We start from the raw sequence: 23108 nt of genomic DNA, 5'->3' as shown, positions 1-23108 counted from the left end.
CCCCCTCAGTACATGAGCATGTAGGGAAGACAGTTCTTCCCACTTACTCACTGCTTGATAAACCCTTTGTAATGGCGTTTTACCAATTGGCTTTCTAGCTGCTTCATTGTTTCTAAAGCAACGCCGACAACGATTAACATACTCGTTCCACCAATCTGTGCAGATGGAGGAAGATTTCCCAATTTCGTAAAGATAACTGGTAAGATTGCAATCGCTGCTAGGAAAATTGATCCCACAAAGGTCAAACGATACAAGATTTTTGTTAGATATTGTTCTGTATTCTTACCCGGACGAATACCTGGAACATATCCACCTTGCTTGTTTAGATTCTCTGACATTTGCTCTGGATTAACCTGAACAAATGCATAGAAATATGTGAAGGCTACAATGAGCGCAACATATATGATCATTCCCACTGGGTGAGAATAGTTAAAGTTTGCAATAATCCACTGCGACACATCATGTTTCGGGAAGAACTGTGCAATAGTTGGAGGCGTAATTAAGAATGAAACAGCAAAAATGACTGGAATAACACCCGCACTATTTACCTTAAGTGGTAAATGAGTGTTTTGTGCTCCAGCATGATTCCCATTCCCTCCTGTTACACGCTTCGCGTATTGAATTGGGATCTTTCTAACAGCCTGTTGAATGAAAATAACACCAACAATAACTGCTAGCACAGCTAGTAAAATCAATGCAACTTTAACGATACTCATGAACAATTGATCTCCGATATTTTGAAACTGTTGTTGATACACTTGAGATATAACACTTGGGATCGCTGCGGCAATACCACCAAAGATAAGAATGGAAATACCATTACCTACACCTTTAGCTGTAATCTGTTCACCTAACCACATTAAAAATGCAGTACCAGCAGTCAGTACCGTAGCAATGTATAAATAAGTGCTCCAACCTGGATTCAAAATTAATTGCCCACCTACCATACCGTTAAAACCGATTGACATACCAAACCCCTGAATAAACGCAAGAACAATTGTAAAGTAACGCGTGAATTGCGTTAGTTTACGACGGCCCATTTCGCCTTGCTTCGACCATTCCGAAAATTTAGGAACAACATCCATCTGCAATAATTGCACGATGATGGATGCTGTAATATACGGCATGATTCCCATCGCGAAGATGGAGAAGTTCTTCAAGGCGCCACCGCCAAATGTATTTAGGATACCTAAGGCATTTAATTGATCTTGTGCTTTCAGTACGTCTCCATTTGTAAATGGCACTGGGATAAACGTGCCAATCCTGAATACGACTAACATGGCTAAAGTGAATAATATTTTACGTCTTATCTCAGCAACGCGCATAAAGTTGGAGATTGTACGAAACATTAGATCACCTCAACTGATCCGCCAGCTGCTTCAATTGCTTCTTTAGCACTTGAAGAGAACTTGTGCGCTTTAACAGTTAATTTTTTCTCTACTGCTCCGCTTGCAAGAATTTTAACACCGTCGTTTAACTTGCTGATAACGCCAGTTTCCAGCAATAATTCAGGTGTTACTTCTGTACCATCTTCAAAACGATTTAACGTTGATAAGTTTACAATAGTAAACTCTTTACGGTTAATGTTTGTGAAGCCGCGTTTTGGTAAACGACGGAATAGTGGAGTTTGACCACCTTCGAAGCCAAGACGAACACCGCCGCCAGAACGTGCGTTTTGTCCTTTATGACCTCTACCAGCAGTTTTACCGTTACCAGAACCGATACCACGACCGACACGGTTACGTACTTTACGAGAACCTTCTGCAGGTTTTAATTCATGAAGTTTCATTCCCAGGCACCTCCTTATATTAATGAGTTATCCTTAAGCTTCTTTTACAGTTATAAGGTGAGAAACTTTGTTGATCATACCAAGAATAGCAGGAGTTTCTTCCTTAACTACAGTTGAATTCAACTTTTTAAGACCTAAAGCTTCTACCGTCGCACGTTGATCTTGTGGACGACCAATTACACTACGAGTGAGGGTAATTTCTAACTTTTTCGCCATTTGTTTTCCCTCCTTAACCTAGTAGCTCTTCTACAGATTTACCGCGTAATTTTGCAACATCTTCAGCGCGCTTAAGTTCGCTTAATCCGTTCACAGTAGCGCGAATCATGTTGATTGGTGTGTTAGTACCAAGAGATTTCGAAAGAATATCTTGTACACCAGCTAATTCTAGTACCGCACGAACAGGTCCACCAGCAATAACACCAGTACCCTCAGCAGCAGGTTTTAAGAATACTTCACCAGCTCCAAAATGACCGTTGATTGTATGTGGAATTGTTGTACCAACTAATGGTACTGCGATTAGGTTTTTCTTAGCGTCTTCGATAGCTTTACGGATTGCGTCTGGTACCTCTTGTGCTTTACCAGTACCGAATCCAACATGACCGTTTTTATCGCCAACTACAACTAGTGCAGCAAAGCGGAAACGACGACCACCCTTAACAACTTTCGCGACACGATTTATCGTAACTACACGTTCTTCAAGTTCTAATTTACTTGGGTCAATGCGTTGCATCAATTTTCCCTCCTTTGACCATTAAAATTGTAATCCAGCCTCACGAGCAGCTTCAGCTAGAGCTTTAACACGGCCATGGTATAAGTAACCACCGCGATCAAATACTACTTCTTTAACGCCTTTCTCTACAGCACGCTTAGCAACTGATTCTCCAACTTTCGTAGCAGCTTCAGTATTGCTAGTACCGTTAAGAGCAAGGTCTTTATCAAGAGTAGATGCACTTACTAATGTTACACCATTTACATCATCAATAACTTGAGCGTAAATATGTTGGTTAGAACGGTACACGTTTAAACGTGGACGTTCTGCAGTACCAGTAAGTTTAGCACGTACACGTGCATGTCTTTTCTTACGAGTCGCATTTTTAGCAGCTTTAGTGATCATTCTTGTCACTCCTTTCTTTCACCTAACGGGTTTACTTAGCAGTTTTACCTTCTTTACGACGAACAACTTCGCCTTCGTAACGAATACCTTTACCTTTATATGGCTCAGGAGCACGTACAGCACGGATGTTAGCAGCAAATTCGCCAACACGTTGCTTGTCGATACCTTTAATTACGATTTTAGTTGGTACAGGTACTTCAACTTCAAGTCCTGCTTCTGGAGTCATTTCTACTGGATGAGAATAACCTACGCTTAAAACAAGTTTATCACCTTGTTTTTGAGCACGGTAACCAACACCGACTAATTCAAGTCCGCGTGCAAAACCTGTAGTAACACCTTCAACCATGTTTCCGATTAAAGCACGAGTTGTACCGTGTAATGCACGGTGTTCCTTCTGTTCAGATGGACGCTCAACTGTTAGTGTATTTTCTTCAATTTTGATAGACATATCAGTTTTGAAAGTACGAGTTAATTCACCTTTAGGGCCTTTTACTGTTACAGTATTGTCTTCTGCAACTGTAATAGTAACACCTGCAGGGATTTCAAGAATCTTTTTACCAATACGAGACATGTGGTCACACCTCCGTTCGTTTTAAATATATATTACCAAACGTATGCTACTACTTCTCCACCAGTTTGTAATTGACGAGCATCTTTGTCTGTCATTACTCCCTTAGATGTAGAAACAAGAGCGATACCTAATCCGTTAAGTACACGAGGTACTTCATCAGCTTTTGCGTAAACGCGTAAGCCAGGCTTACTGATACGCTTTAATCCAGTGATTACACGTTCATTGTTTGCACCATATTTCAGGAAAATACGAAGGATACCTTGTTTGTTATCCCCGATGTATTCTACATCACGAATGAAACCTTCACGTTTTAAAAGATCAGCGATCTCTTTTTTGATTTTAGAAGCAGGAACCTCTAATTTCTCATGACGTACCATATTCGCATTACGGATGCGAGTAAGCATGTCTGCAATTGGATCTGTCATCACCATGTGTTTTACCTCCTTCCCATTTGTGGGTTTTACCAACTAGCTTTTTTAACACCAGGAATTTGACCTTTATATGCAAGTTCACGGAAACAAATACGGCAAAGCTTAAATTTGCGGTATACAGAATGCGGACGACCGCAGCGTTCGCAACGTGTATACTCTTGTACTTTAAACTTAGGAGTACGCTTTTGTTTCGCGATCATAGATTTTTTAGCCACGTTTTCGCCTCCTCTACTTAGCGTTGGCTTCCATTATTTTTGGAATGGCATACCGAATTGTGTTAAAAGTTCACGAGCTTCTTCATCAGTTTTCGCTGTAGTAACGATTACGATGTCCATACCTCGGACTTTACTTACTTTATCATAATCAATCTCAGGGAAAATTAGTTGCTCTTTAACACCTAATGTGTAGTTCCCACGACCATCAAATGATTTCTTAGAAACACCACGGAAATCACGTACACGTGGTAAAGAAACTGATACTAATTTGTCGAAGAACTCATACATTTGCTGACCGCGTAAAGTTACTTTCGCACCGATTGGCATACCTTCACGAAGACGGAAACCAGCGATTGATTTTTTAGCGCGAGTTACAACAGGTTTTTGACCTGCGATTTGAGTTAATTCTTCTACTGCATTGTCTAAAGCTTTTGAGTTAGATACCGCGTCACCAACACCAGTGTTGATTACGATCTTTTCGATTTTCGGTACTTCCATCACAGATTTATAGTTAAACTTGCTCATTAGAGCAGGAGTAATTTCCTTTTGGAACTTCTCTTTAAGGCGATTCAATGAAGTGACCTCCTTTCTTAAGAAAATTATTTATCTAATAATTCACCAGATTTTTTTGCAATACGCACTTTTTTACCATCTTCTACTTTGAAGCCTACGCGAGTAGGTTCGCCTGTTTTCGGATCTAATACCATAACATTAGAAACGTGAATAGGTGCTTCTTTCGTAATAATTCCACCTTGTGGATTTAATTGAGATGGCTTAGAGTGTTTTTTAACGATGTTAACACCCTCAACGATAACACGGTTTTGCTTTGGGAAAGCCACAAGGATAACACCTTGTTTTCCTTTGTCTTTACCAGTGATTACCTGAACTTTATCACCTTTTTTTACATGCATCTTAATTCTGCACCTCCTTAGCAAGGCAATACCTTAAATTATAGAACTTCTGGAGCTAAAGAAACGATCTTCATGAAGTTGCTATCACGTAATTCACGAGCTACTGGTCCGAAGATACGAGTACCACGTGGGCTCTTATCGTCTTTGATGATAACCGCTGCGTTTTCATCAAATTTAATGTAAGAACCGTCCGGACGACGAGCTCCGCTCTTCGTACGTACCACTACTGCCTTAACAACGTCACCTTTTTTAACAACGCCACCTGGTGTTGCTTGTTTTACCGTAGCAACGATAATATCACCAATATAAGCATATTTACGACCAGAGCCGCCTAATACTTTAATTGTTAAAAGTTCGCGGGCACCAGAGTTGTCAGCAACTTTCAAACGAGATTCTTGTTGGATCATGTTATGAAACCTCCCTTCGGACTAAAAATTCCGATTCGTCTATTTAGATAACAACCGCTTCTTCAACGATTTCAACTAAACGGAAACGCTTAGTAGCAGAAAGCGGGCGAGTTTCCATGATTTTAACGATATCGCCAAGTTTCGCTTGGTTTTGCTCATCATGGGCTTTATACTTTTTAGAATACTTAACACGTTTTCCGTATAAGGAATGAGTTTTGTAAGTTTCAACTAAAACTGTAATCGTTTTGTCCATTTTGTCAGAAACAACACGACCAGTATAAACTTTGCGTTGGTTACGTTCGCTCACTATGCAAACCTCCCCTCAATTTATCGATTAATTCCGATCTCTCTTTCACAAACTACAGTTTTCATACGAGCAATCGCTTTACGTACTTCACGGATGCGAGTTGGGTTCTCTAATTGTCCTGTAGCAAGTTGGAAGCGAAGATTAAACAACTCTTCCTTTAAAGCTTTAACTTTTGTTTCGATTTCGGCAGTGGTTAATTCACGAATATCATTAGTTTTCATTAGATTCACCACCATTTTCTTCACGTTTTACGAATTTACATTTCACAGGTAACTTGTGAGCTGCAAGACGTAATGCTTCGCGTGCTACCTCTTCAGATACACCCGCAATTTCAAACATAATTTTCCCAGGTTTTACTACTGCTACCCAGCCTTCTGGTGCCCCTTTACCGGAACCCATACGTACTTCTAGAGGTTTTGCAGTGTAAGGTTTAGAAGGGAAAATTTTAATCCATACTTTACCGCCACGTTTCATGTGACGAGTCATTGCACGACGAGCAGCTTCGATTTGACGGTTTGTAATCCATGAAGCAGCTAGTGCTTGTAAACCAAATTCACCAAAAGCGATTTCAGTTCCACCTTTTGCACGACCACGCATTTTACCACGATGCTCTCTACGATATTTTACGCGTTTAGGCATTAACATATTATTTTCCTCCTTCCTCAGAAGCTTTCTTTTTTGTAGGAAGGACTTCTCCACGGTAGATCCATACTTTTACGCCTAATTTACCGTATGTTGTATCAGCTTCAACTGCTGCATAGTCAATATCAGCGCGAAGTGTATGAAGTGGAACAGTTCCTTCACTGTAAGATTCTGCACGAGCGATATCAGCTCCGCCAAGACGACCAGAAACCTGTGTTTTAATACCTTTTGCTCCTGCACGCATAGCACGTTGAATAACTTGCTTTTGTGCACGACGGAATGATACACGGTTTTCTAATTGACGAGCGATGTTTTCGCCTACTAATTTAGCGTTAAGATCAGCTCTCTTAACTTCTAAAATGTTAATGTGTACACGCTTGCCTGTTAATTGGTTAAGAGCTTTACGAAGTGCTTCAACTTCAGTACCACCTTTACCAATTACCATACCAGGTTTTGCAGTGTGAATTGTAACATTTACACGATTTGCTGCACGTTCGATTTCTACTTTAGCAACAGCAGAATCTTTTAAGCGTACAGTAATGTACTCACGGATTTTGATGTCTTCATGTAATAACGTAGCATAATCTTTCTCAGCGAACCAACGAGATTCCCAGTCGCGGATAATACCGACACGAAGACCAATTGGATTAACCTTCTGACCCATCGATTATCCCTCCTTCTTTTCTGATACCACAACTGTGATGTGGCTTGTGCGTTTGTTAATTTGGCTTGCACGACCCATTGCACGTGGACGGAAACGTTTCAACGTTGGACCTTCGTCAACGAAGACTTTTTCAACAACTAGGTTGTTAATATCCATCTCATAATTGTGCTCTGCATTTGCGATTGCAGATTTTAAAACTTTTTCTACAACTGGAGAAGCAGTTTTTGGTGTGTGGTTAAGGATAGCAATCGCTTCACCCACTTGCTTACCTCGGATTAAGTCTACTACTAAACGAACCTTACGAGGAGCAATACGAACTGTTCTCACTACTGCTTTAGCTTGCATTGAAGTGCCTCCTCTCATTATCTTCTAGTTTTCTTATCGTCAGCAAGGTGACCTTTATACGTACGAGTTGGTGCGAATTCACCTAACTTATGGCCAACCATATCCTCAGTGATGTACACAGGTACGTGTTTACGACCATCATATACAGCAATTGTATGTCCGATGAACTGAGGGAAGATTGTTGAACGGCGAGACCAAGTTTTAACAACTTGTTTTTGCTCAGATGCAACTAATTTTTCCATTTTGTTCATTAAGTGATCATCGACAAATGGTCCTTTTTTTAAGCTACGAGCCATTTTGGTGCCTCCCTTCGTGATTGGCGTACGGTTCTTGAAATGAACCGTACTACAATCCCATTATTTTTTACGACGACGAACGATAAATTTATCAGACGCTTTGTTTTTCTTACGAGTCTTGAATCCAAGAGTTGGTTTACCCCATGGAGACATTGGAGACTTACGTCCGATTGGAGAGCGTCCTTCACCACCACCGTGTGGGTGATCAACCGGGTTCATTACAGAACCACGAACTGTTGGGCGCTTACCTAACCAGCGAGAGCGACCTGCTTTACCGATTTTGATAAGTTCGTGTTGTTCGTTACCAACTTGACCGATTGAAGCGCGACAAGCAGATAATACTAAACGTACTTCACCAGAAGTTAAACGTACAAGTACGTATTTTCCTTCTTTACCAAGTACTTGAGCAGACGTACCAGCAGAACGGACTAATTGTCCTCCACGACCAGGCTTAAGCTCGATATTATGAACAACAGTACCTACTGGAATGTTGATTAATGGTAATGCGTTACCGATTTTAATGTCAGCTTCAGGGCCAGACATAACTTCCATACCTACTTCTAAAGTTTTAGGAGCAAGAATGTAACGTTTTTCACCGTCAACGTAGTTAATTAATGCGATATTCGCAGAGCGGTTTGGATCGTATTCGATCGTAGCAACGCGTCCTGGAATTCCATCTTTGTTACGCTTAAAGTCGATGATACGGTATTGACGCTTATGTCCGCCACCTTGATGACGTACAGTAATTTTACCTTGGTTATTACGACCAGCCTTTTTGCTTAAAGGAGCAAGTAAAGACTTTTCCGGTCTGTCAGTCGTGATTTCAGCGAAATCATTCGTAGTCATGTTACGACGACCGTTAGTAGTTGGATTATACTTTTTAATTCCCATCTCAATTTCCCTCCTTCTTTAGTAAGAATTAAACGCCTTGGAAGATTTCGATTTCTTTGCTGTCAGCAGTTAGCTTAACGATTGCTTTACGACGACGGCTAGTAAAACCAGCGTGACGACCAACACGTTTTGCTTTCGGCTTGTAGTTCATGATATTTACTTTGTCTACATTAACACCAAAGATCGCTTCTATAGCGTCTTTAACCTCTGTTTTATTAGATTTAACGTCCACGTCGAACGTGTATTTTTTTTCAGCCATCATTTCCATAGAACGTTCAGTGATAACTGGGCGCTTAATGATATCACGAGGATCTCTCATTATGCAAGCACCTCCTCTACTTTTTCCACTGCCGCTTTTGTCATGATTAGCTTATCATGATGAAGCACATCTAGCACGTTTACGCCATCAGCAGTGATTACTGTTACTCCAGGGATATTGCGAGCAGATAACTCTACAGATTCGTTTGCATCAGCAGTTACGATAAGAGCTTTCTTCTCAACAGTTAATCCTTTAAGTACTGCTACCATGTCTTTTGTTTTTGGTGCATTTAACACTAGGTCCTCAAGAACTACAATGTTGTTCTCAACTACTTTAGTAGCTAATGCAGATTTGATTGCTAAACGACGAACTTTCTTAGGAAGTTTGTACGCATAGCTTCTTGGTGTAGGTCCGAATACCGTACCACCACCACGCCATTGAGGAGAGCGGATAGAACCTTGACGAGCACGTCCAGTTCCTTTTTGACGCCATGGTTTACGACCACCACCGCGAACTTCAGAGCGAGTTTTTACTTTGTGTGTACCTTGACGTAAAGATGCACGTTGCATCATTACAGCCTCAAATAGTACAGCTTCATTTGGTTCGATACCGAAAATAGCTTCAGCTAATTCGATTTCACCAACCTGTGAACCAGTTTGGTTATATACAGTAACTTTTGGCATTGGAATTCCTCCTTCCTATTGTGAATTATTTGCTAACCTTCACAGCGCCTTGAACAACTACAAGAGATTTCTTAGCACCTGGAACGTTACCTTTTACTAGTAATAAGTTGCGCTCAGTGTCAACTTGAACGATTTCTAAGTTTTGGATAGTAACTTGGTCTCCACCCATACGTCCAGCAAGTTTTTTGCCTTTGAATACACGGTTCGGAGCAACTGGCCCCATTGAACCTGGACGACGGTGATAGCGAGAACCATGAGACATAGGTCCGCGAGATTGTCCGTGGCGTTTAATAACACCTTGGAAACCTTTACCTTTAGAAATTCCTGTTACGTCAACGATTTCACCTGCAGCGAAAACTTCAACTTTTACCTCTTGACCAACCTCTAATCCGTCCACGTCTGCATCGCGGATTTCGCGAATGAAGCGCTTAGGAGTTGTAGATGCTTTAGCAGTGTGGCCTTGTTCAGGTTTGTTAGTTAACTTTTCACGTTTATCTTCAAATCCTAACTGAATTGCGTTGTAGCCATCAGTTTCAGTTGTTTTCTTTTGAAGAACAACGTTTGGATTAGCAGCGATTACCGTTACTGGGATTAACTCACCGTTCTCAGCAAATACTTGAGTCATACCGATCTTTCTTCCTAAGATTCCTTTGGTCATGAGTTACACCTCCTACATTTTTAAGTTATATGAATTATAGTTTGATTTCGATATCTACACCAGATGGTAAATCTAAACGCATTAATGAATCTACTGTTTGCGGAGTAGGACTCACGATGTCGATTAGACGTTTGTGTGTGCGCATTTCGAATTGTTCACGAGAATCTTTGTACTTATGAACAGCACGAAGAATTGTGTAAATAGTCTTCTCAGTTGGTAATGGGATCGGACCAGAAACTGTTGCCCCAGAACGCTTAGCTGTTTCTACAATTTTCTCAGCTGATTGATCAAGAATACGGTGATCATAAGCTTTTAAACGGATACGAATTTTTTCTTTTGCCATTATTTTCCCTCCTTCGTTCGCCTATTTCTAAAATAGACCTTCTCCATGGAAATTTCCCCACACCATGCCATGGCAAAGCGGCCGGGTGTGTCAGCAACCTTCCACTTCATCGCAGTCAAAGACCAACATTGTCTATTATACAATGTTATTCGTCTAGATGCAAGCATCTTTTTGTTCGCATCTGCTTTTCTCTACTTTTGCTATTATACATGGCACTTTAAAGAATATCAAGTTTTCATCTACTCTTATTCACCTTACAGTTTTTGGGTGTTGTTTTCGTTTTATATACTATAGAAGAAACTCATCCAAAAATAGAAAATACATCTCTTTCTTCTATAGTAATAAGCAATAAAAAAACTCAAGGGAGAATCCCTTGAGTTTTTAATAATCTAATTAAAGACTACTCAGCAACGATTGTAGCAACTACACCGTAACCTACTGTACGTCCACCTTCACGAATAGAGAATTTAGTTCCCTCTTCGATAGCGATTGGAGCGATAAGTTCGATAGTCATTTCGATGTTGTCACCAGGCATTACCATTTCAGTACCTTCTGGTAATTGGATGATACCAGTTACGTCAGTTGTACGGAAGTAGAACTGTGGACGGTAGTTAGCGAAGAATGGAGTATGACGTCCACCTTCTTCTTTAGATAATACGAAAACCTCAGCTTTGAATTTAGCGTGTGCTTTTACAGAGCCAGTTTTAGCAAGAACTTGTCCACGTTGGATGTCTTCACGAGCAACCCCACGAAGTAGAGCACCGATGTTGTCTCCAGCTTGAGCTTGGTCAAGAAGCTTACGGAACATTTCTACACCAGTTACAGTTGTAGTAGCATTCTCTTCAGCAAGACCGATGATTTCTACTACGTCACCAACTTTAACGATTCCACGCTCAACACGACCAGTTGCAACTGTACCACGACCTGTGATAGAGAATACATCCTCGATAGGCATTAAGAATGGTTTGTCAGTTTCACGTTCTGGAGTTGGGATGTAAGCATCAACTTCAGTCATTAATTCGATGATTTTTTCTTCCCACTCAGCTTCTCCTTGAAGAGCTTTAAGAGCAGAACCTTTAATTACAGGAATATCGTCGCCTGGGAATCCGTATTCAGATAATAGGTCGCGAACTTCCATTTCTACTAATTCTAATAATTCTTCGTCATCTACCATGTCGCATTTGTTTAAGAATACAACGATGTAAGGAACACCTACTTGACGAGAAAGAAGGATGTGCTCACGTGTTTGAGGCATTGGACCATCAGCAGCAGATACTACTAAGATACCGCCGTCCATTTGAGCAGCACCAGTGATCATGTTTTTAACATAGTCAGCATGACCTGGGCAGTCAACGTGTGCATAGTGACGAGTTTCAGTTTCGTACTCAACGTGTGCAGTTGAGATTGTGATTCCGCGCTCTCTTTCTTCTGGAGCAGCGTCGATTTGATCGTATCCGCGTGCTTCAGCACCACCAGCTTTTGCAAGAACTGTAGTGATCGCAGCAGTTAATGTAGTTTTACCATGGTCAACGTGGCCGATTGTACCGATGTTAACATGGGGTTTAGAACGTTCGAATTTAGCTTTAGCCATTCTAAATTCCTCCTTAGTTTATATGGGTTATTTTATATTTAGACTAGAAAGTGAAACTTGCGTCTCACTTTCTAAGCTTACATAAGTAGTTATACTTGAACAATCGATAAAAATCAATTATTCACCTTTATTTTTTTTAATAATTTCTTCAGAAACAGACTTCGGTACTTCTTCATAATGATCAAATGTCATTGAGAATGTTCCGCGTCCTTGAGTGTTAGAACGTAATGCCGTTGCATAACCGAACATTTCAGAAAGTGGAACCATAGCGCGAACAACTTGAGCGTTACCGCGAGCTTCCATACCTTCTACACGTCCACGACGAGATGTTACGTCGCCCATAATGTCACCCATGTACTCTTCAGGAATTACAACTTCAACTTTCATCATTGGCTCAAGAATTACTGGGCTACATTTAGAAACCGCAGCTTTAAGCGCCATAGATGCAGCGATTTTGAACGCCATCTCAGATGAATCGACATCATGGTAAGATCCGTCAACTAACGCAGCTTTAATATCAACTAGTGGATAACCAGCTAGTACACCATTTTTAAGTGCGTCTTCAAGACCCGCTCCAACAGCTGGGATGTATTCACGTGGAACTACACCACCGACTACCTTGTTTTGGAATTCGAATCCTTTACCTTCTTCATTAGGTTCAAACTCAATCCAAACGTGACCGAATTGTCCACGACCACCAGATTGACGAGCGAACTTACCTTCAACTTTCGCAGCAGCGCGGAAAGTCTCACGGTATGCTACCTGAGGAGCACCAACGTTTGCTTCCACTTTGAATTCACGGCGCATACGGTCAACAATGATATCAAGGTGAAGTTCACCCATACCAGCGATGATTGTTTGGCCAGTTTCTTGGTCAGTGTGAGCACGGAATGTTGGATCTTCTTCAGAAAGCTTAGATAATGCTGTACCCATTTTATCTTGGTCAGCTTTAGATTTTGGTTCGATAGCTACAGAGATAACTGGCTCTGGGAATTCCATAGACTCAAGGATAACAAGGCTCTTCTCGTCACAAAGAGTATCACCAGTAGTAGTATCTTTTAAACCTACAGCAGCAGCGATATCACCAGCGTAAACTGTTGAAATCTCTTCACGGCTGTTAGCGTGCATTTGTAGGATACGACCTACACGCTCACGCTTACCTTTAGTTGAGTTTTTCACGTATGATCCAGAGTTTAACACACCAGAGTACACACGGAAGAACGTTAACTTACCAACATAAGGATCAGTCATGATTTTGAATGCTAAAGCTGCGAATGGTTCTTCATCGCTAGACTTACGCTCGATAGCTTCATCTGTATCCGGAAGAGTACCTTTAATAGCAGGTACATCTAATGGAGATGGTAGGTAGTCGATAACTGCGTCTAACAGAATTTGAACACCTTTATTTTTGAATGCAGAACCACAGATTACTGGGAAGAATTCTACAGAAGTTGTAGCCTTACGGATACCAGCTTTAAGCTCTTCTACAGTGATTTCTTCACCTTCTAGGTACTTCATCATCATTTCTTCATCAAGCTCAGCTACCGCTTCAATAAGTTTTCCACGGTATTCTTCAGCTAATTCTTTATGCTCTTCAGGAATTTCGACACGCTCGATGTCTGTTCCTAAATCGTTAGAGTACATGTAAGCACACTCTTCAACAAGGTCAATGATACCATTGAACTCATCTTCAGCACCGATTGGTAACTGAATTGGATGTGCGTTTGCTTGTAAACGATCGTGGATTGTTCCTACAGAGTATAAGAAATCTGCACCAATCTTATCCATTTTGTTAACGAATACGATACGAGGTACACCATAAGTAGTAGCCTGACGCCAAACAGTTTCTGTTTGTGGTTCTACACCAGATTGTGCATCAAGTACTGCTACTGCGCCATCAAGTACGCGTAAAGAACGTTCTACTTCTACTGTGAAATCTACGTGTCCTGGAGTGTCAATGATATTTACACGGTGACCTTTCCATTGTGCTGTAGTTGCAGCAGAAGTAATTGTGATACCACGTTCTTGCTCTTGCTCCATCCAGTCCATCTGAGATGCACCTTCATGAGTTTCACCGATTTTATGAATACGTCCTGTGTAATACAGAATACGCTCAGTTGCTGTTGTTTTACCAGCATCGATGTGAGCCATGATACCAATATTACGAGTGTTTTCTAAAGAGAACTCTCTAGTCATTTGGTGTCTTGCTCCTTCCATATATGGATTGGATTATTTTATTTTAAGTAGCAAAAAAGCCACTTTATATTGTTACATATGCCAGTGTCCAGTACCCTCATTATGTAAAACGAGCGCCCAACGAAAGGGAGAGGCATTCTCCCTCTCCACACTTCCATAAGCGACAAATAAAGCGGTTTATGCTTACAATTTATTTTACGTTGAATCCTACCAACGGTAATGAGCAAATGCTTTGTTAGCTTCTGCCATTTTATGAGTGTCTTCACGTTTCTTAACAGATGCACCAGCGTTGTTAGCTGCATCTAAGATTTCGTAAGCTAGACGCTCTTCCATAGTTTTTTCACCACGAAGACGAGCATAGTTTACTAACCAGCGAAGACCTAAAGTTGTACGGCGTTCTGGACGAACCTCAACTGGAACTTGGTAGTTAGCACCACCAACACGACGAGCGCGTACTTCAAGAACAGGCATGATGTTCTTAAGAGCTTGCTCGAATACTTCCATTGGTTCTTTATCTGAACGTTCACGAACGATATCGAAAGCGTTATAAAGAATTGTTTGAGATTTACCTTTTTTACCGTCAACCATCATTTTGTTGATTAGGCGTGTTACAAGTTTAGAATTGTACATTGGATCTGGTAACACGTCACGTTTCGCAACAGGTCCTTTACGAGGCATATTGAGTTCCTCCTTTCATTATAAGTTTATTATTTTTTAGCAGGTTTTGGTCGCTTAGTACCATATTTAGAACGTCCTTGCATACGTTTGTCAACACCAGCTGTATCAAGCGCACCACGAACGATGTGGTAACGTACCCCTGGTAAATCCTTTACTCGACCACCGCGAATTAATACTACGCTATGCTCTTGTAGGTTATGACCGATACCTGGGATGTAAGCTGTAACTTCAATACCGTTTGTTAAACGTACACGAGCGTATTTACGTAACGCTGAGTTCGGTTTCTTCGGAGTCATTGTACCAACACGAGTACACACACCACGTTTTTGAGGTGCAGAGATATCAGTTGATTTTTTCTTTAAAGAATTAAAACCTTTGTTTAACGCAGGTGATTTAGACTTCCATACTTTATCAGTACGACCATTTCTCACTAATTGGTTAATAGTAGGCATTTGATTATCCTCCCTTCGCATGTTTGTATGACCACATATCCAGGTGGTTCATTATTAGTTGAAAACAAAGTTTTTGCAAGGAAGAGCAAATGCTCTCTCCTCACAAAAACAGTTTTAACTTATTATTCCTATTGCTGAAGCTCCCACTTGAATCCCCGAAACTTTTCCAAGCTTACGAACTGATTCAACTTTGGTTATGGGTATGTTATGTTGCAAGGCAGTACGAATGATAACATGGGTTAACCGCACATCAGCATCTTCTGCAATAACAACTTCTTTAACTATACCATTTTTGATTGCTTCCAATGTTCGTTTATGACCAACGACTACATTTTCAGCATTTGACACTTTTTGATAAGACATTTAAATATCCTCCAAAGCATCGTTCAGGAGCAACCTTGATTATAGTAACATTTTGTCTCATACAATGTCAACTAGGATCAGCTGTTTTTATACAAAATTTACGACGGAAAATTTTACTGTTCCACATAAACTTCATCGTTTTCTACATTCATGTTATCTTGTGTTGTTTTTACAAGATCCACTTTGCGATAACGATTCATACCTGTTCCAGCAGGAACAAGCTTACCTATAATAACATTCTCTTTCAATCCTAGAAGCTCATCGCGTTTACCCTTAATTGCTGCATCTGTTAGAACACGAGTTGTTTCTTGGAATGACGCCGCAGATAAGAACGAATCTGTCTCAAGTGAAGCTTTTGTAATACCAAGTAGAACCGGTCTAGCCGTTGCTGGTTGTTTACCTTTCAGTAACACCTTCGCATTCGCATCAGTAAACTGATGGATATCTAGTAATGTTCCTGGTAATACATCTGTTTCACCCGCATCACTTACACGAACTTTACGTAGCATTTGACGTACCATTACTTCTACGTGTTTGTCACCAATTTCTACCCCTTGCATACGGTATACTTTTTGAACTTCACGTAATAAGTATTCTTGAACTGCTGTAATGTCCGTTACTTTTAGTAATTCCTTCGGATCAATAGAACCTTCTGTTAACTCTTTACCGTGGCTAATTGGCTGTCCTAGAGTTACTTTCAGACGAGCACCGTAAGGAATAGCATACGTACGAGCTTCAACTTCACCCTGTACAACTACTTCTTGGCGATCTTTAACATCGTTGATCGCTGCGATAACACCGTCAATTTCACTGATAACTGCCTGACCCTTCGGATTACGAGCTTCGAAGATCTCTTGGATACGAGGTAAACCTTGTGTGATATCATCCCCGGCAACCCCACCTGTATGGAACGTACGCATCGTTAACTGTGTACCTGGCTCACCGATAGATTGAGCTGCGATAATACCTACCGCTTCTCCTACTTCTACGTCTGTACCAGTTGCTAAGTTACGACCGTAACACTTCTTACATACACCATGGCGAGTATTACACGTAAACGCTGAACGAATGTTTACAGTTTCAACACCCGACTTTTCAACGATATGAGCAATATCTTCAGTAATTAATTGATTTTCAACAACTAATACTTCACCTGTTTCAGGATGTTTTACAGTTTTTCTTGCAAAACGTCCAACAAGACGATCATATAGTGACTCAATAACTTCATTACCCTCTTTAATCGCACCAATTAGTAAACCGCGATCTGTTCCACAATCATCTTGACGAACAATTACATCTTGTGCAACGTCTACAAGACGACGTGTTAAGTAACCAGAATCGGCAGTTTTAAGTGCTGTATCGGCAAGACCTTTACGCGCACCATGCGTAGAGATGAAGTACTCAAGTACTGTTAAACCTTCACGGAAACTCGATTTGATCGGAAGCTCAATGATACGACCAGATGGATTGGCCATCAGACCACGCATACCAGCAAGCTGAGTAAAGTTCGATGCGTTACCACGGGCACCGGAATCACTCATCATGAAGATTGGGTTGCGTTTATTCAAGGATTTCATCAGCTTTCCTTGGATAACATCTTTTGCATTACTCCAAATAGAGATAACGCGATCGTAACGTTCTTCTTCCGTGATTAAACCGCGACGGAATTGTTTAATTACATTATCTACTTTTGCTTGTGCTTCATGGAGAATTTCATCTTTTTCACCTAATACAAGAATATCTGATACCCCAACTGTAATACCAGCTTTTGTAGAGTATTTAAATCCTAAGTTTTTCATACGGTCAAGCATGCGAGACGTTTCTGTAATTTGGAAACGTTTGAATACTTCCGCAATAATGTTACCAAGGATTTTCTTGCTAAATGGTGCCACTTCTTCGCGACTAGCAATAATTTCTTTAATGTTCGCACCTTTTTCAACGAAATATTCCGCTGGTGTTTCTTTTTCAAGGTTTGAGTTTGTTGGTTCATTAATATAAGGGAACGACTCTGGTAAGATTTCGTTAAATATTAATTTACCAACTGTTGTTAATAGAAGCTTACTCTTTTGCTCTTCAGTAAACGTTACATTATTTACCGAACTCGCAGCAACTGCAACACGTGTGTGCAGATGTACATATCCATTTTGGTATGCAAGTATTGCTTCGTTTGCATCTTTGAAGACCATACCTTCACCGATTGCACCCTCGCGCTCAAGTGTTAAGTAATAGTTACCTAATACCATATCCTGAGATGGAGTAACAACTGGTTTTCCGTCTTTTGGATTCAAGATGTTTTGTGCCGCTAACATAAGGATACGAGCTTCTGCTTGTGCCTCTGATGATAACGGAACGTGAACCGCCATTTGGTCACCGTCAAAGTCCGCGTTGTATGCAGTACATACAAGTGGGTGAAGACGGATTGCACGACCTTCTACTAGTGTAGGTTCAAACGCCTGGATACCAAGACGGTGAAGTGTTGGTGCGCGGTTTAGAAGTACTGGATGCTCTTTGATCACAGATTCTAAAACGTCCCAAACTTCAGGGTGTACACGCTCGATTTTACGTTTAGCACTCTTAATGTTGTGTGCTAATCCTTTTCCAACTAACTCTTTCATAACGAAAGGTTTAAACAATTCAAGTGCCATTTCTTTCGGCAATCCACATTGGTACATCTTTAAGTTCGGTCCTACAACGATTACAGAACGGCCAGAGTAGTCAACACGTTTACCTAATAAGTTTTGACGGAAACGTCCTTGTTTACCTTTAAGCATGTGAGATAGTGATTTTAATGGACGGTTACCTGGTCCAGTAACTGGACGGCCACGGCGACCATTATCGATTAATGCGTCTACAGCTTCTTGTAACATACGTTTTTCATTTTGAACGATAATGCTTGGTGCACCTAAGTCCAATAGACGTTTTAAACGGTTGTTACGGTTAATTACACGACGATATAAGTCGTTTAAGTCAGAAGTAGCAAAACGTCCACCATCTAACTGTACCATTGGGCGTAGTTCTGGTGGGATAACTGGAAGAACCTCTAAGATCATCCAAGATGGGTGATTTCCAGAGTTACGGAATGCTTCTAATACTTCTAGACGTTTAATAGCACGAGTACGGCGTTGTCCTTGTGCTGTTTTTAATTCTTCTTTTAAGAAGTCTACTTCTTTATCTAAATCGATGTCTTGCAGTAATTTTTTAATCGCTTCTGCACCCATAGCAGCATGGAATGTACTGCCATATCGATCACGATATGCACGGTATTCTTTTTCAGAAAGTAATTGCTTCTTATCAAGTGGTGTATCTCCACTTTCTGTTACAACATAAGAAGCGAAATAAATTACTTCTTCAAGCGCGCGAGGGGACATGTCTAAGACAAGTCCCATGCGGCTCGGGATACCTTTGAAATACCAAATATGAGATACAGGAGCAGCTAATTCGATATGACCCATACGTTCACGACGAACTTTTGCACGCGTTACTTCAACGCCACATCGATCACAAACTACACCTTTATAACGTACACGTTTATATTTTCCGCAATGACATTCCCAGTCCTTTTGTGGTCCGAAAATACGCTCACAGAACAAGCCATCTTTTTCAGGCTTTAACGTACGATAGTTAATTGTTTCTGGTTTCTTAACTTCACCGTATGACCAAGAACGAATCTTGTCAGGTGAAGCAAGTCCAATCTTCATATATTCAAAGTTATTTACATCTATCAAGGGGCCTACCTCCCTTTTAGTCTACAGGTTATCCCAATTATTCCTTAGTTGTCTCAACTTCAACATTCAATTTATCTGCTGATTGATGATCATCGTCATCTTCCGTATCACGCATTTCAATTTCTGTATCGTTGATAGACATCATTTTAACGTCCATACCTAAACTTTGCAGTTCTTTAATCAATACTTTGAATGATTCAGGAACACCTGGTTCTGGAACATTTTCACCTTTAACAATTGCTTCATACGTCTTAACACGCCCAATAACATCATCAGACTTCACTGTTAAGATTTCTTGAAGAGTATAAGCGGCACCATAAGCTTCAAGTGCCCAAACCTCCATCTCACCGAAACGCTGTCCACCGAACTGAGCTTTACCTCCAAGAGGTTGCTGCGTTACAAGTGAGTATGGTCCAGTAGAACGAGCATGAAGTTTATCGTCAACCATGTGCGCAAGTTTGATCATATACATGACACCAACAGATACACGGTTATCGAATGGCTCACCAGTACGTCCGTCATACAGGATTGTTTTCGCGTCATTTGCCATACCAGCTTCTTCAATTGTGCCCCATACATCTTCCTCACGAGCACCATCGAATACCGGTGTTGCAATGTGAATACCAAGGTATCTTGCTGCCATACCAAGATGAAGCTCTAATACCTGACCGATATTCATACGAGATGGTACCCCTAATGGGTTTAACATGATATCGATTGGCGTACCATCTGGTAAGTAAGGCATATCTTCTTCCGGTAAAATACGGGAAATAACACCTTTGTTACCATGACGACCGGCCATTTTGTCACCTTCAGAAATTTTACGCTTTTGAACGATATATGCACGTACAAGTTGATTCACGCCTGGTGGCAATTCATCGCCATCTTCACGGTTAAACACTTTTACGTCTAATATAATACCGCCACCACCGTGTGGTACACGTAGTGATGTATCACGTACTTCACGTGCTTTTTCACCGAAGATTGCATGTAATAGACGTTCTTCTGCCGTTAATTCTGTTACACCTTTTGGCGTTACTTTACCAACAAGTAGATCTCCATCTTTTACTTCAGCACCGACGCGAATAATACCGCGCTCGTCAAGATTACGAAGTGCATCTTCTCCAACATTCGGGATATCACGTGTAATTTCTTCTGGTCCAAGCTTCGTATCACGAGCTTCTGATTCATATTCTTCAATATGGATAGAAGTGTACACATCATCTTTTACAAGGCGCTCACTCATGATGATCGCATCCTCATAGTTATAACCGTCCCATGTCATAAAGCCAACAAGCACGTTACGTCCAAGCGCCAGTTCACCTAGTTCCATAGAAGGACCATCCGCAAGGATTTCACCTTTTACAACTTGGTCCCCAACACTTACGATTGGACGTTGGTTGTAGCAAGTTCCTTGGTTAGAACGAATGAATTTTTGCATTTTGTAGCGATCTAAGTCGCCTTTTACTGTTTGACCGTCAACGTCTACATAGCGACGTACCCAAACTTCACGTGCTTCTACGCGCTCAACAACACCAGGCTGTTTACAGATTACTGCAGCACCTGAGTCTTTTGCTGATACGTACTCCATACCTGTACCTACAATCGGAGATTCCGGATTTATTAACGGAACCGCCTGACGTTGCATGTTCGCTCCCATAAGTGCGCGGTTAGAGTCATCGTTTTCTAAGAACGGAATACAAGCTGTCGCTGCCGACACTACTTGTTTTGGAGATACATCCATGTAGTCGATGCGTTCTTTATTTGTGACAATGTTTTCACCACGGAAACGAGCTACGATATCTTCATCAAGGAATTCCCCTACTTCAGATAATTTCATATTCGCTTGGGCTACAACATAGTTATCTTCTTCATCTGCTGTTAAATAATCAACCTGCCCTGTTACAAGACCAGTTTCTGGGTCAACACGACGGTATGGCGTTTCAATGAAACCAAACTCATTTACTTTCGCAAACGAAGATAATGAGTTAATCAAACCGATGTTTGGTCCCTCTGGCGTTTCAATTGGACACATACGACCATAGTGAGAGTAGTGAACGTCACGTACTTCAAAGCCTGCGCGCTCACGCGTTAAACCACCGGGTCCTAATGCAGATAGTCTTCGTTTGTGAGTTAACTCTGCTAATGGGTTTGTTTGATCCATGAACTGAGATAACTGAGAACTTCCGAAGAACTCTTTAATAGATGCAATAACCGGGCGAATGTTAATTAACGCTTGTGGTGTAATTGCATTTGTATCTTGAATCGACATTCTCTCACGAACAACACGTTCCATACGAGAAAGACCGATACGGAATTGGTTTTGTAGTAACTCTCCTACAGAACGCAGACGACGATTTCCTAAGTGGTCAATATCATCTGTATCCCCTACTTTATATAGCAAGTTAAAGAAGTAGCTAATAGAAGCAAGAATATCACCTGGTGTGATGTGTTTTATATCACGAGTAATATTTGCATTCCCAATTACGTTTATAGATCGTTCGCCTTCTGATTCTGGAGCATAAATCTTAATAGATTGCAGCTCAACATCGCCTGCTACCACTCCACCCATTGGTTTCGCTGTTTTGAATCCAATGTTTTTCTCTAAGTAAGGTAGAATGCGATCCAGTGTACGACGATCTAAGACTGTTCCTTCTGCCGCTAAAATTTCACCAGTTTCTGGATCCACCAGTGTTTCAGCTAAACGTTGGTTAAACAATCTGTTTTTAATGTGTAGCTTTTTGTTGATCTTATAGCGACCTACATTTGCTAAATCGTAGCGCTTCGGATCAAAGAAACGAGACACAAGTAAGCTCTTTGCATTTTCTACTGTTGGTGGTTCACCAGGGCGTAGACGCTCATAAATTTCAAGCAATGCTTTCTCTGTGCTATCTGTGTTGTCTTTTTCTAACGTATTGCTTAAGTATTCGTTATCACCTAAAAGCTCGGTGATTTCTTGATCAGAGCCAAACCCTAATGCGCGTAACAAAACAGTTACAGGAAGTTTACGCGTACGGTCAATACGCACATATACAACATCCTTAGCATCTGTTTCATACTCTAACCAAGCTCCGCGGTTTGGAATTACAGTAGCAGTAAAACCACGTTTTCCGTTTTTATCCACTTTGCCACTATAGTATACGCTTGGAGAGCGAACTAACTGGGAAACGATAACACGTTCTGCACCGTTAATTACGAATGTTCCAGTCTCTGTCATGAGTGGGAAATCTCCCATGAACACATCTTGTTCTTTTACTTCACCAGTTTCCTTGTTGATTAGACGCACTTTTACACGAAGTGGTGCTGCATACGTCACATCACGCTCTTTGCATTCTTCTACAGAGTATTTAGGTTCACCCAAGCTGTAGTCGATAAATTCAAGCGATAGATTTCCCGTAAAGTCTTCGATCGGAGAAATGTCTTGGAACATTTCTCGCAAACCCTCATCAAGAAACCACTGATAAGAAGAGGTTTGAATTTCGATAAGATTTGGTAACTCTAATACTTCACTAATACGGGCATAACTTCTTCGTTGGCGGTGGCGTCCGTATTGAACTAGTTGACCTGTCAACTGCTT

At 40.9% G+C, this 23108-nt stretch carries 29 protein-coding genes; all 29 read right to left on the bottom strand.

From position 1 onward, the window contains the following. Positions 1-47: 47 nt before the first annotated feature. Positions 48-1349, bottom strand: coding sequence for a preprotein translocase subunit SecY (gene secY, locus AC1DKZ_RS27555; RefSeq protein ID WP_002124688.1), 1302 nt, complete (start codon positions 1347-1349; stop codon positions 48-50). Beyond that, a complete protein-coding gene (gene rplO, locus AC1DKZ_RS27550) occupies positions 1349-1789 on the bottom strand; it encodes a 50S ribosomal protein L15 (RefSeq protein ID WP_002009754.1) in 441 nt (146 codons plus the stop codon). Before rplO ends, secY begins: the two co-directional genes overlap by 1 nt. 33 nt (positions 1790-1822) lie before the next feature. Beyond that, entirely contained in the window at positions 1823-2005 is a 183-nt protein-coding gene (rpmD, locus tag AC1DKZ_RS27545; RefSeq protein WP_001085231.1) for a 50S ribosomal protein L30, read from the bottom strand. A 13-nt stretch (positions 2006-2018) separates the two neighbouring features. After that, the gene (rpsE, locus tag AC1DKZ_RS27540; protein WP_002063426.1) at positions 2019-2519 is read right to left on the bottom strand and encodes a 30S ribosomal protein S5; all 501 of its coding nucleotides are present in this window, start codon (positions 2517-2519) and stop codon (positions 2019-2021) included. A 21-nt stretch (positions 2520-2540) separates the two neighbouring features. Beyond that, a complete protein-coding gene (gene rplR, locus AC1DKZ_RS27535) occupies positions 2541-2903 on the bottom strand; it encodes a 50S ribosomal protein L18 (RefSeq protein WP_002009761.1) in 363 nt (120 codons plus the stop codon). A gap of 31 nt (positions 2904-2934) precedes the next feature. Further along, the gene (gene rplF, locus AC1DKZ_RS27530; RefSeq protein ID WP_002063425.1) at positions 2935-3474 is read right to left on the bottom strand and encodes a 50S ribosomal protein L6; all 540 of its coding nucleotides are present in this window, start codon (positions 3472-3474) and stop codon (positions 2935-2937) included. Between the two features lie 32 nt (positions 3475-3506). Then, complete coding sequence (rpsH, locus tag AC1DKZ_RS27525) at positions 3507-3905, bottom strand: 30S ribosomal protein S8 (protein ID WP_002091529.1); 399 nt, start codon at positions 3903-3905, stop codon at positions 3507-3509. 29 nt (positions 3906-3934) lie between these two features. After that, a complete protein-coding gene (rpsN, locus tag AC1DKZ_RS27520) occupies positions 3935-4120 on the bottom strand; it encodes a 30S ribosomal protein S14 (protein WP_001085700.1) in 186 nt (61 codons plus the stop codon). A gap of 33 nt (positions 4121-4153) precedes the next feature. After that, positions 4154-4693 (bottom strand): 50S ribosomal protein L5, encoded by a 540-nt coding sequence (rplE, locus tag AC1DKZ_RS27515; RefSeq protein WP_002091528.1) that lies wholly within the window; start codon positions 4691-4693, stop codon positions 4154-4156. A 26-nt stretch (positions 4694-4719) separates the two neighbouring features. After that, entirely contained in the window at positions 4720-5031 is a 312-nt protein-coding gene (gene rplX / locus AC1DKZ_RS27510; protein ID WP_000558201.1) for a 50S ribosomal protein L24, read from the bottom strand. A 38-nt stretch (positions 5032-5069) separates the two neighbouring features. After that, a complete protein-coding gene (rplN, locus tag AC1DKZ_RS27505) occupies positions 5070-5438 on the bottom strand; it encodes a 50S ribosomal protein L14 (RefSeq protein ID WP_002063420.1) in 369 nt (122 codons plus the stop codon). A 43-nt stretch (positions 5439-5481) separates the two neighbouring features. Then, positions 5482-5745 carry a 30S ribosomal protein S17 gene (gene rpsQ / locus AC1DKZ_RS27500; RefSeq protein ID WP_002091526.1) on the bottom strand — a complete coding sequence of 88 codons (264 nt, stop codon included), beginning with the start codon at positions 5743-5745 and terminating at the stop codon, positions 5482-5484. 20 nt (positions 5746-5765) lie between these two features. After that, positions 5766-5966, bottom strand: a complete 201-nt coding sequence (rpmC, locus tag AC1DKZ_RS27495; protein ID WP_002091523.1) for a 50S ribosomal protein L29 — start codon at positions 5964-5966, stop codon at positions 5766-5768. Further along, complete coding sequence (gene rplP, locus AC1DKZ_RS27490) at positions 5956-6390, bottom strand: 50S ribosomal protein L16 (protein ID WP_002063419.1); 435 nt, start codon at positions 6388-6390, stop codon at positions 5956-5958. The genes rpmC and rplP overlap by 11 nt, the downstream gene beginning before the upstream one ends. A 1-nt stretch (position 6391) precedes the next feature. Then, the gene (gene rpsC, locus AC1DKZ_RS27485; protein WP_002009771.1) at positions 6392-7051 is read right to left on the bottom strand and encodes a 30S ribosomal protein S3; all 660 of its coding nucleotides are present in this window, start codon (positions 7049-7051) and stop codon (positions 6392-6394) included. Positions 7052-7054: 3 nt separating this feature from the next. Next, positions 7055-7396, bottom strand: coding sequence for a 50S ribosomal protein L22 (gene rplV / locus AC1DKZ_RS27480; protein WP_002009773.1), 342 nt, complete (start codon positions 7394-7396; stop codon positions 7055-7057). Between the two features lie 17 nt (positions 7397-7413). Continuing rightward, the gene (gene rpsS, locus AC1DKZ_RS27475; RefSeq protein ID WP_000124452.1) at positions 7414-7692 is read right to left on the bottom strand and encodes a 30S ribosomal protein S19; all 279 of its coding nucleotides are present in this window, start codon (positions 7690-7692) and stop codon (positions 7414-7416) included. A gap of 60 nt (positions 7693-7752) precedes the next feature. Next, positions 7753-8583 (bottom strand): 50S ribosomal protein L2, encoded by an 831-nt coding sequence (gene rplB, locus AC1DKZ_RS27470; RefSeq protein WP_000511584.1) that lies wholly within the window; start codon positions 8581-8583, stop codon positions 7753-7755. 28 nt (positions 8584-8611) lie between these two features. Further along, entirely contained in the window at positions 8612-8902 is a 291-nt protein-coding gene (gene rplW / locus AC1DKZ_RS27465; RefSeq protein ID WP_001205557.1) for a 50S ribosomal protein L23, read from the bottom strand. Continuing rightward, complete coding sequence (gene rplD / locus AC1DKZ_RS27460; protein ID WP_001127261.1) at positions 8902-9525, bottom strand: 50S ribosomal protein L4; 624 nt, start codon at positions 9523-9525, stop codon at positions 8902-8904. The genes rplW and rplD overlap by 1 nt, the downstream gene beginning before the upstream one ends. 25 nt (positions 9526-9550) lie before the next feature. After that, positions 9551-10183, bottom strand: a complete 633-nt coding sequence (rplC, locus tag AC1DKZ_RS27455; RefSeq protein WP_000160209.1) for a 50S ribosomal protein L3 — start codon at positions 10181-10183, stop codon at positions 9551-9553. Between the two features lie 34 nt (positions 10184-10217). Then, the gene (gene rpsJ, locus AC1DKZ_RS27450; protein ID WP_001040595.1) at positions 10218-10526 is read right to left on the bottom strand and encodes a 30S ribosomal protein S10; all 309 of its coding nucleotides are present in this window, start codon (positions 10524-10526) and stop codon (positions 10218-10220) included. A 400-nt stretch (positions 10527-10926) separates the two neighbouring features. Next, positions 10927-12117: an elongation factor Tu gene (gene tuf, locus AC1DKZ_RS27445; protein ID WP_002009778.1), complete on the bottom strand. Its 1191-nt coding sequence runs from the start codon at positions 12115-12117 to the stop codon at positions 10927-10929. Positions 12118-12234: 117 nt separating this feature from the next. After that, the gene (gene fusA / locus AC1DKZ_RS27440; protein ID WP_113938449.1) at positions 12235-14313 is read right to left on the bottom strand and encodes an elongation factor G; all 2079 of its coding nucleotides are present in this window, start codon (positions 14311-14313) and stop codon (positions 12235-12237) included. Between the two features lie 207 nt (positions 14314-14520). Continuing rightward, positions 14521-14991: a 30S ribosomal protein S7 gene (gene rpsG, locus AC1DKZ_RS27435; RefSeq protein ID WP_001137492.1), complete on the bottom strand. Its 471-nt coding sequence runs from the start codon at positions 14989-14991 to the stop codon at positions 14521-14523. Between the two features lie 29 nt (positions 14992-15020). After that, positions 15021-15443, bottom strand: a complete 423-nt coding sequence (gene rpsL, locus AC1DKZ_RS27430) for a 30S ribosomal protein S12 (RefSeq protein ID WP_001142341.1) — start codon at positions 15441-15443, stop codon at positions 15021-15023. Positions 15444-15557: 114 nt separating this feature from the next. Beyond that, positions 15558-15806, bottom strand: coding sequence for a 50S ribosomal protein L7ae-like protein (locus AC1DKZ_RS27425; protein WP_000121833.1), 249 nt, complete (start codon positions 15804-15806; stop codon positions 15558-15560). Positions 15807-15919: 113 nt separating this feature from the next. Continuing rightward, positions 15920-19531 (bottom strand): DNA-directed RNA polymerase subunit beta', encoded by a 3612-nt coding sequence (gene rpoC, locus AC1DKZ_RS27420; protein ID WP_002009783.1) that lies wholly within the window; start codon positions 19529-19531, stop codon positions 15920-15922. Between the two features lie 37 nt (positions 19532-19568). Continuing rightward, positions 19569-23102, bottom strand: a complete 3534-nt coding sequence (rpoB, locus tag AC1DKZ_RS27415; protein WP_002113316.1) for a DNA-directed RNA polymerase subunit beta — start codon at positions 23100-23102, stop codon at positions 19569-19571. Between the last annotated feature and the right edge of the window lie 6 nt (positions 23103-23108).

It is taken from the genome of Bacillus sp. 05T21, from assembly GCF_056396785.1.
The sequence above is the reverse complement of the archived record's forward strand: the minus strand, read 5'-3'. Positions and strand labels throughout refer to the sequence as shown.

What these genes read in the sequence shown, in the direction of transcription:
- tuf (WP_002009778.1), bottom strand. Translation starts at nt 12,117, where the DNA reads ATGGCTAAAGCTAAATTCGAACGTTCTAAACCCCATGTTAACATCGGT.
- rpsJ (WP_001040595.1), bottom strand. Translation starts at nt 10,526, where the DNA reads ATGGCAAAAGAAAAAATTCGTATCCGTTTAAAAGCTTATGATCACCGT.
- rpsG (WP_001137492.1), bottom strand. Translation starts at nt 14,991, where the DNA reads ATGCCTCGTAAAGGACCTGTTGCGAAACGTGACGTGTTACCAGATCCA.
- rplV (WP_002009773.1), bottom strand. Translation starts at nt 7,396, where the DNA reads ATGCAAGCTAAAGCAGTAGTGAGAACAGTTCGTATTGCTCCTCGTAAG.
- rplC (WP_000160209.1), bottom strand. Translation starts at nt 10,183, where the DNA reads ATGACCAAAGGAATCTTAGGAAGAAAGATCGGTATGACTCAAGTATTT.
- rplO (WP_002009754.1), bottom strand. Translation starts at nt 1,789, where the DNA reads ATGAAACTTCATGAATTAAAACCTGCAGAAGGTTCTCGTAAAGTACGT.
- rplR (WP_002009761.1), bottom strand. Translation starts at nt 2,903, where the DNA reads ATGATCACTAAAGCTGCTAAAAATGCGACTCGTAAGAAAAGACATGCA.
- fusA (WP_113938449.1), bottom strand. Translation starts at nt 14,313, where the DNA reads ATGACTAGAGAGTTCTCTTTAGAAAACACTCGTAATATTGGTATCATG.
- rpsC (WP_002009771.1), bottom strand. Translation starts at nt 7,051, where the DNA reads ATGGGTCAGAAGGTTAATCCAATTGGTCTTCGTGTCGGTATTATCCGC.
- rplP (WP_002063419.1), bottom strand. Translation starts at nt 6,390, where the DNA reads ATGTTAATGCCTAAACGCGTAAAATATCGTAGAGAGCATCGTGGTAAA.
- rplB (WP_000511584.1), bottom strand. Translation starts at nt 8,583, where the DNA reads ATGGGAATTAAAAAGTATAATCCAACTACTAACGGTCGTCGTAACATG.
- rpmD (WP_001085231.1), bottom strand. Translation starts at nt 2,005, where the DNA reads ATGGCGAAAAAGTTAGAAATTACCCTCACTCGTAGTGTAATTGGTCGT.
- rplX (WP_000558201.1), bottom strand. Translation starts at nt 5,031, where the DNA reads ATGCATGTAAAAAAAGGTGATAAAGTTCAGGTAATCACTGGTAAAGAC.
- rpsS (WP_000124452.1), bottom strand. Translation starts at nt 7,692, where the DNA reads ATGGCTCGTAGCTTAAAAAAAGGACCATTTGTCGATGATCACTTAATG.
- rpmC (WP_002091523.1), bottom strand. Translation starts at nt 5,966, where the DNA reads ATGAAAACTAATGATATTCGTGAATTAACCACTGCCGAAATCGAAACA.
- rplD (WP_001127261.1), bottom strand. Translation starts at nt 9,525, where the DNA reads ATGCCAAAAGTTACTGTATATAACCAAACTGGTTCACAGGTTGGTGAA.
- rpsE (WP_002063426.1), bottom strand. Translation starts at nt 2,519, where the DNA reads ATGCAACGCATTGACCCAAGTAAATTAGAACTTGAAGAACGTGTAGTT.
- AC1DKZ_RS27425 (WP_000121833.1), bottom strand. Translation starts at nt 15,806, where the DNA reads ATGTCTTATCAAAAAGTGTCAAATGCTGAAAATGTAGTCGTTGGTCAT.
- rpsH (WP_002091529.1), bottom strand. Translation starts at nt 3,905, where the DNA reads ATGGTGATGACAGATCCAATTGCAGACATGCTTACTCGCATCCGTAAT.
- rplN (WP_002063420.1), bottom strand. Translation starts at nt 5,438, where the DNA reads ATGATCCAACAAGAATCTCGTTTGAAAGTTGCTGACAACTCTGGTGCC.
- secY (WP_002124688.1), bottom strand. Translation starts at nt 1,349, where the DNA reads ATGTTTCGTACAATCTCCAACTTTATGCGCGTTGCTGAGATAAGACGT.
- rplF (WP_002063425.1), bottom strand. Translation starts at nt 3,474, where the DNA reads ATGTCTCGTATTGGTAAAAAGATTCTTGAAATCCCTGCAGGTGTTACT.
- rpsL (WP_001142341.1), bottom strand. Translation starts at nt 15,443, where the DNA reads ATGCCTACTATTAACCAATTAGTGAGAAATGGTCGTACTGATAAAGTA.
- rplW (WP_001205557.1), bottom strand. Translation starts at nt 8,902, where the DNA reads ATGAGAGATCCTCGTGATATCATTAAGCGCCCAGTTATCACTGAACGT.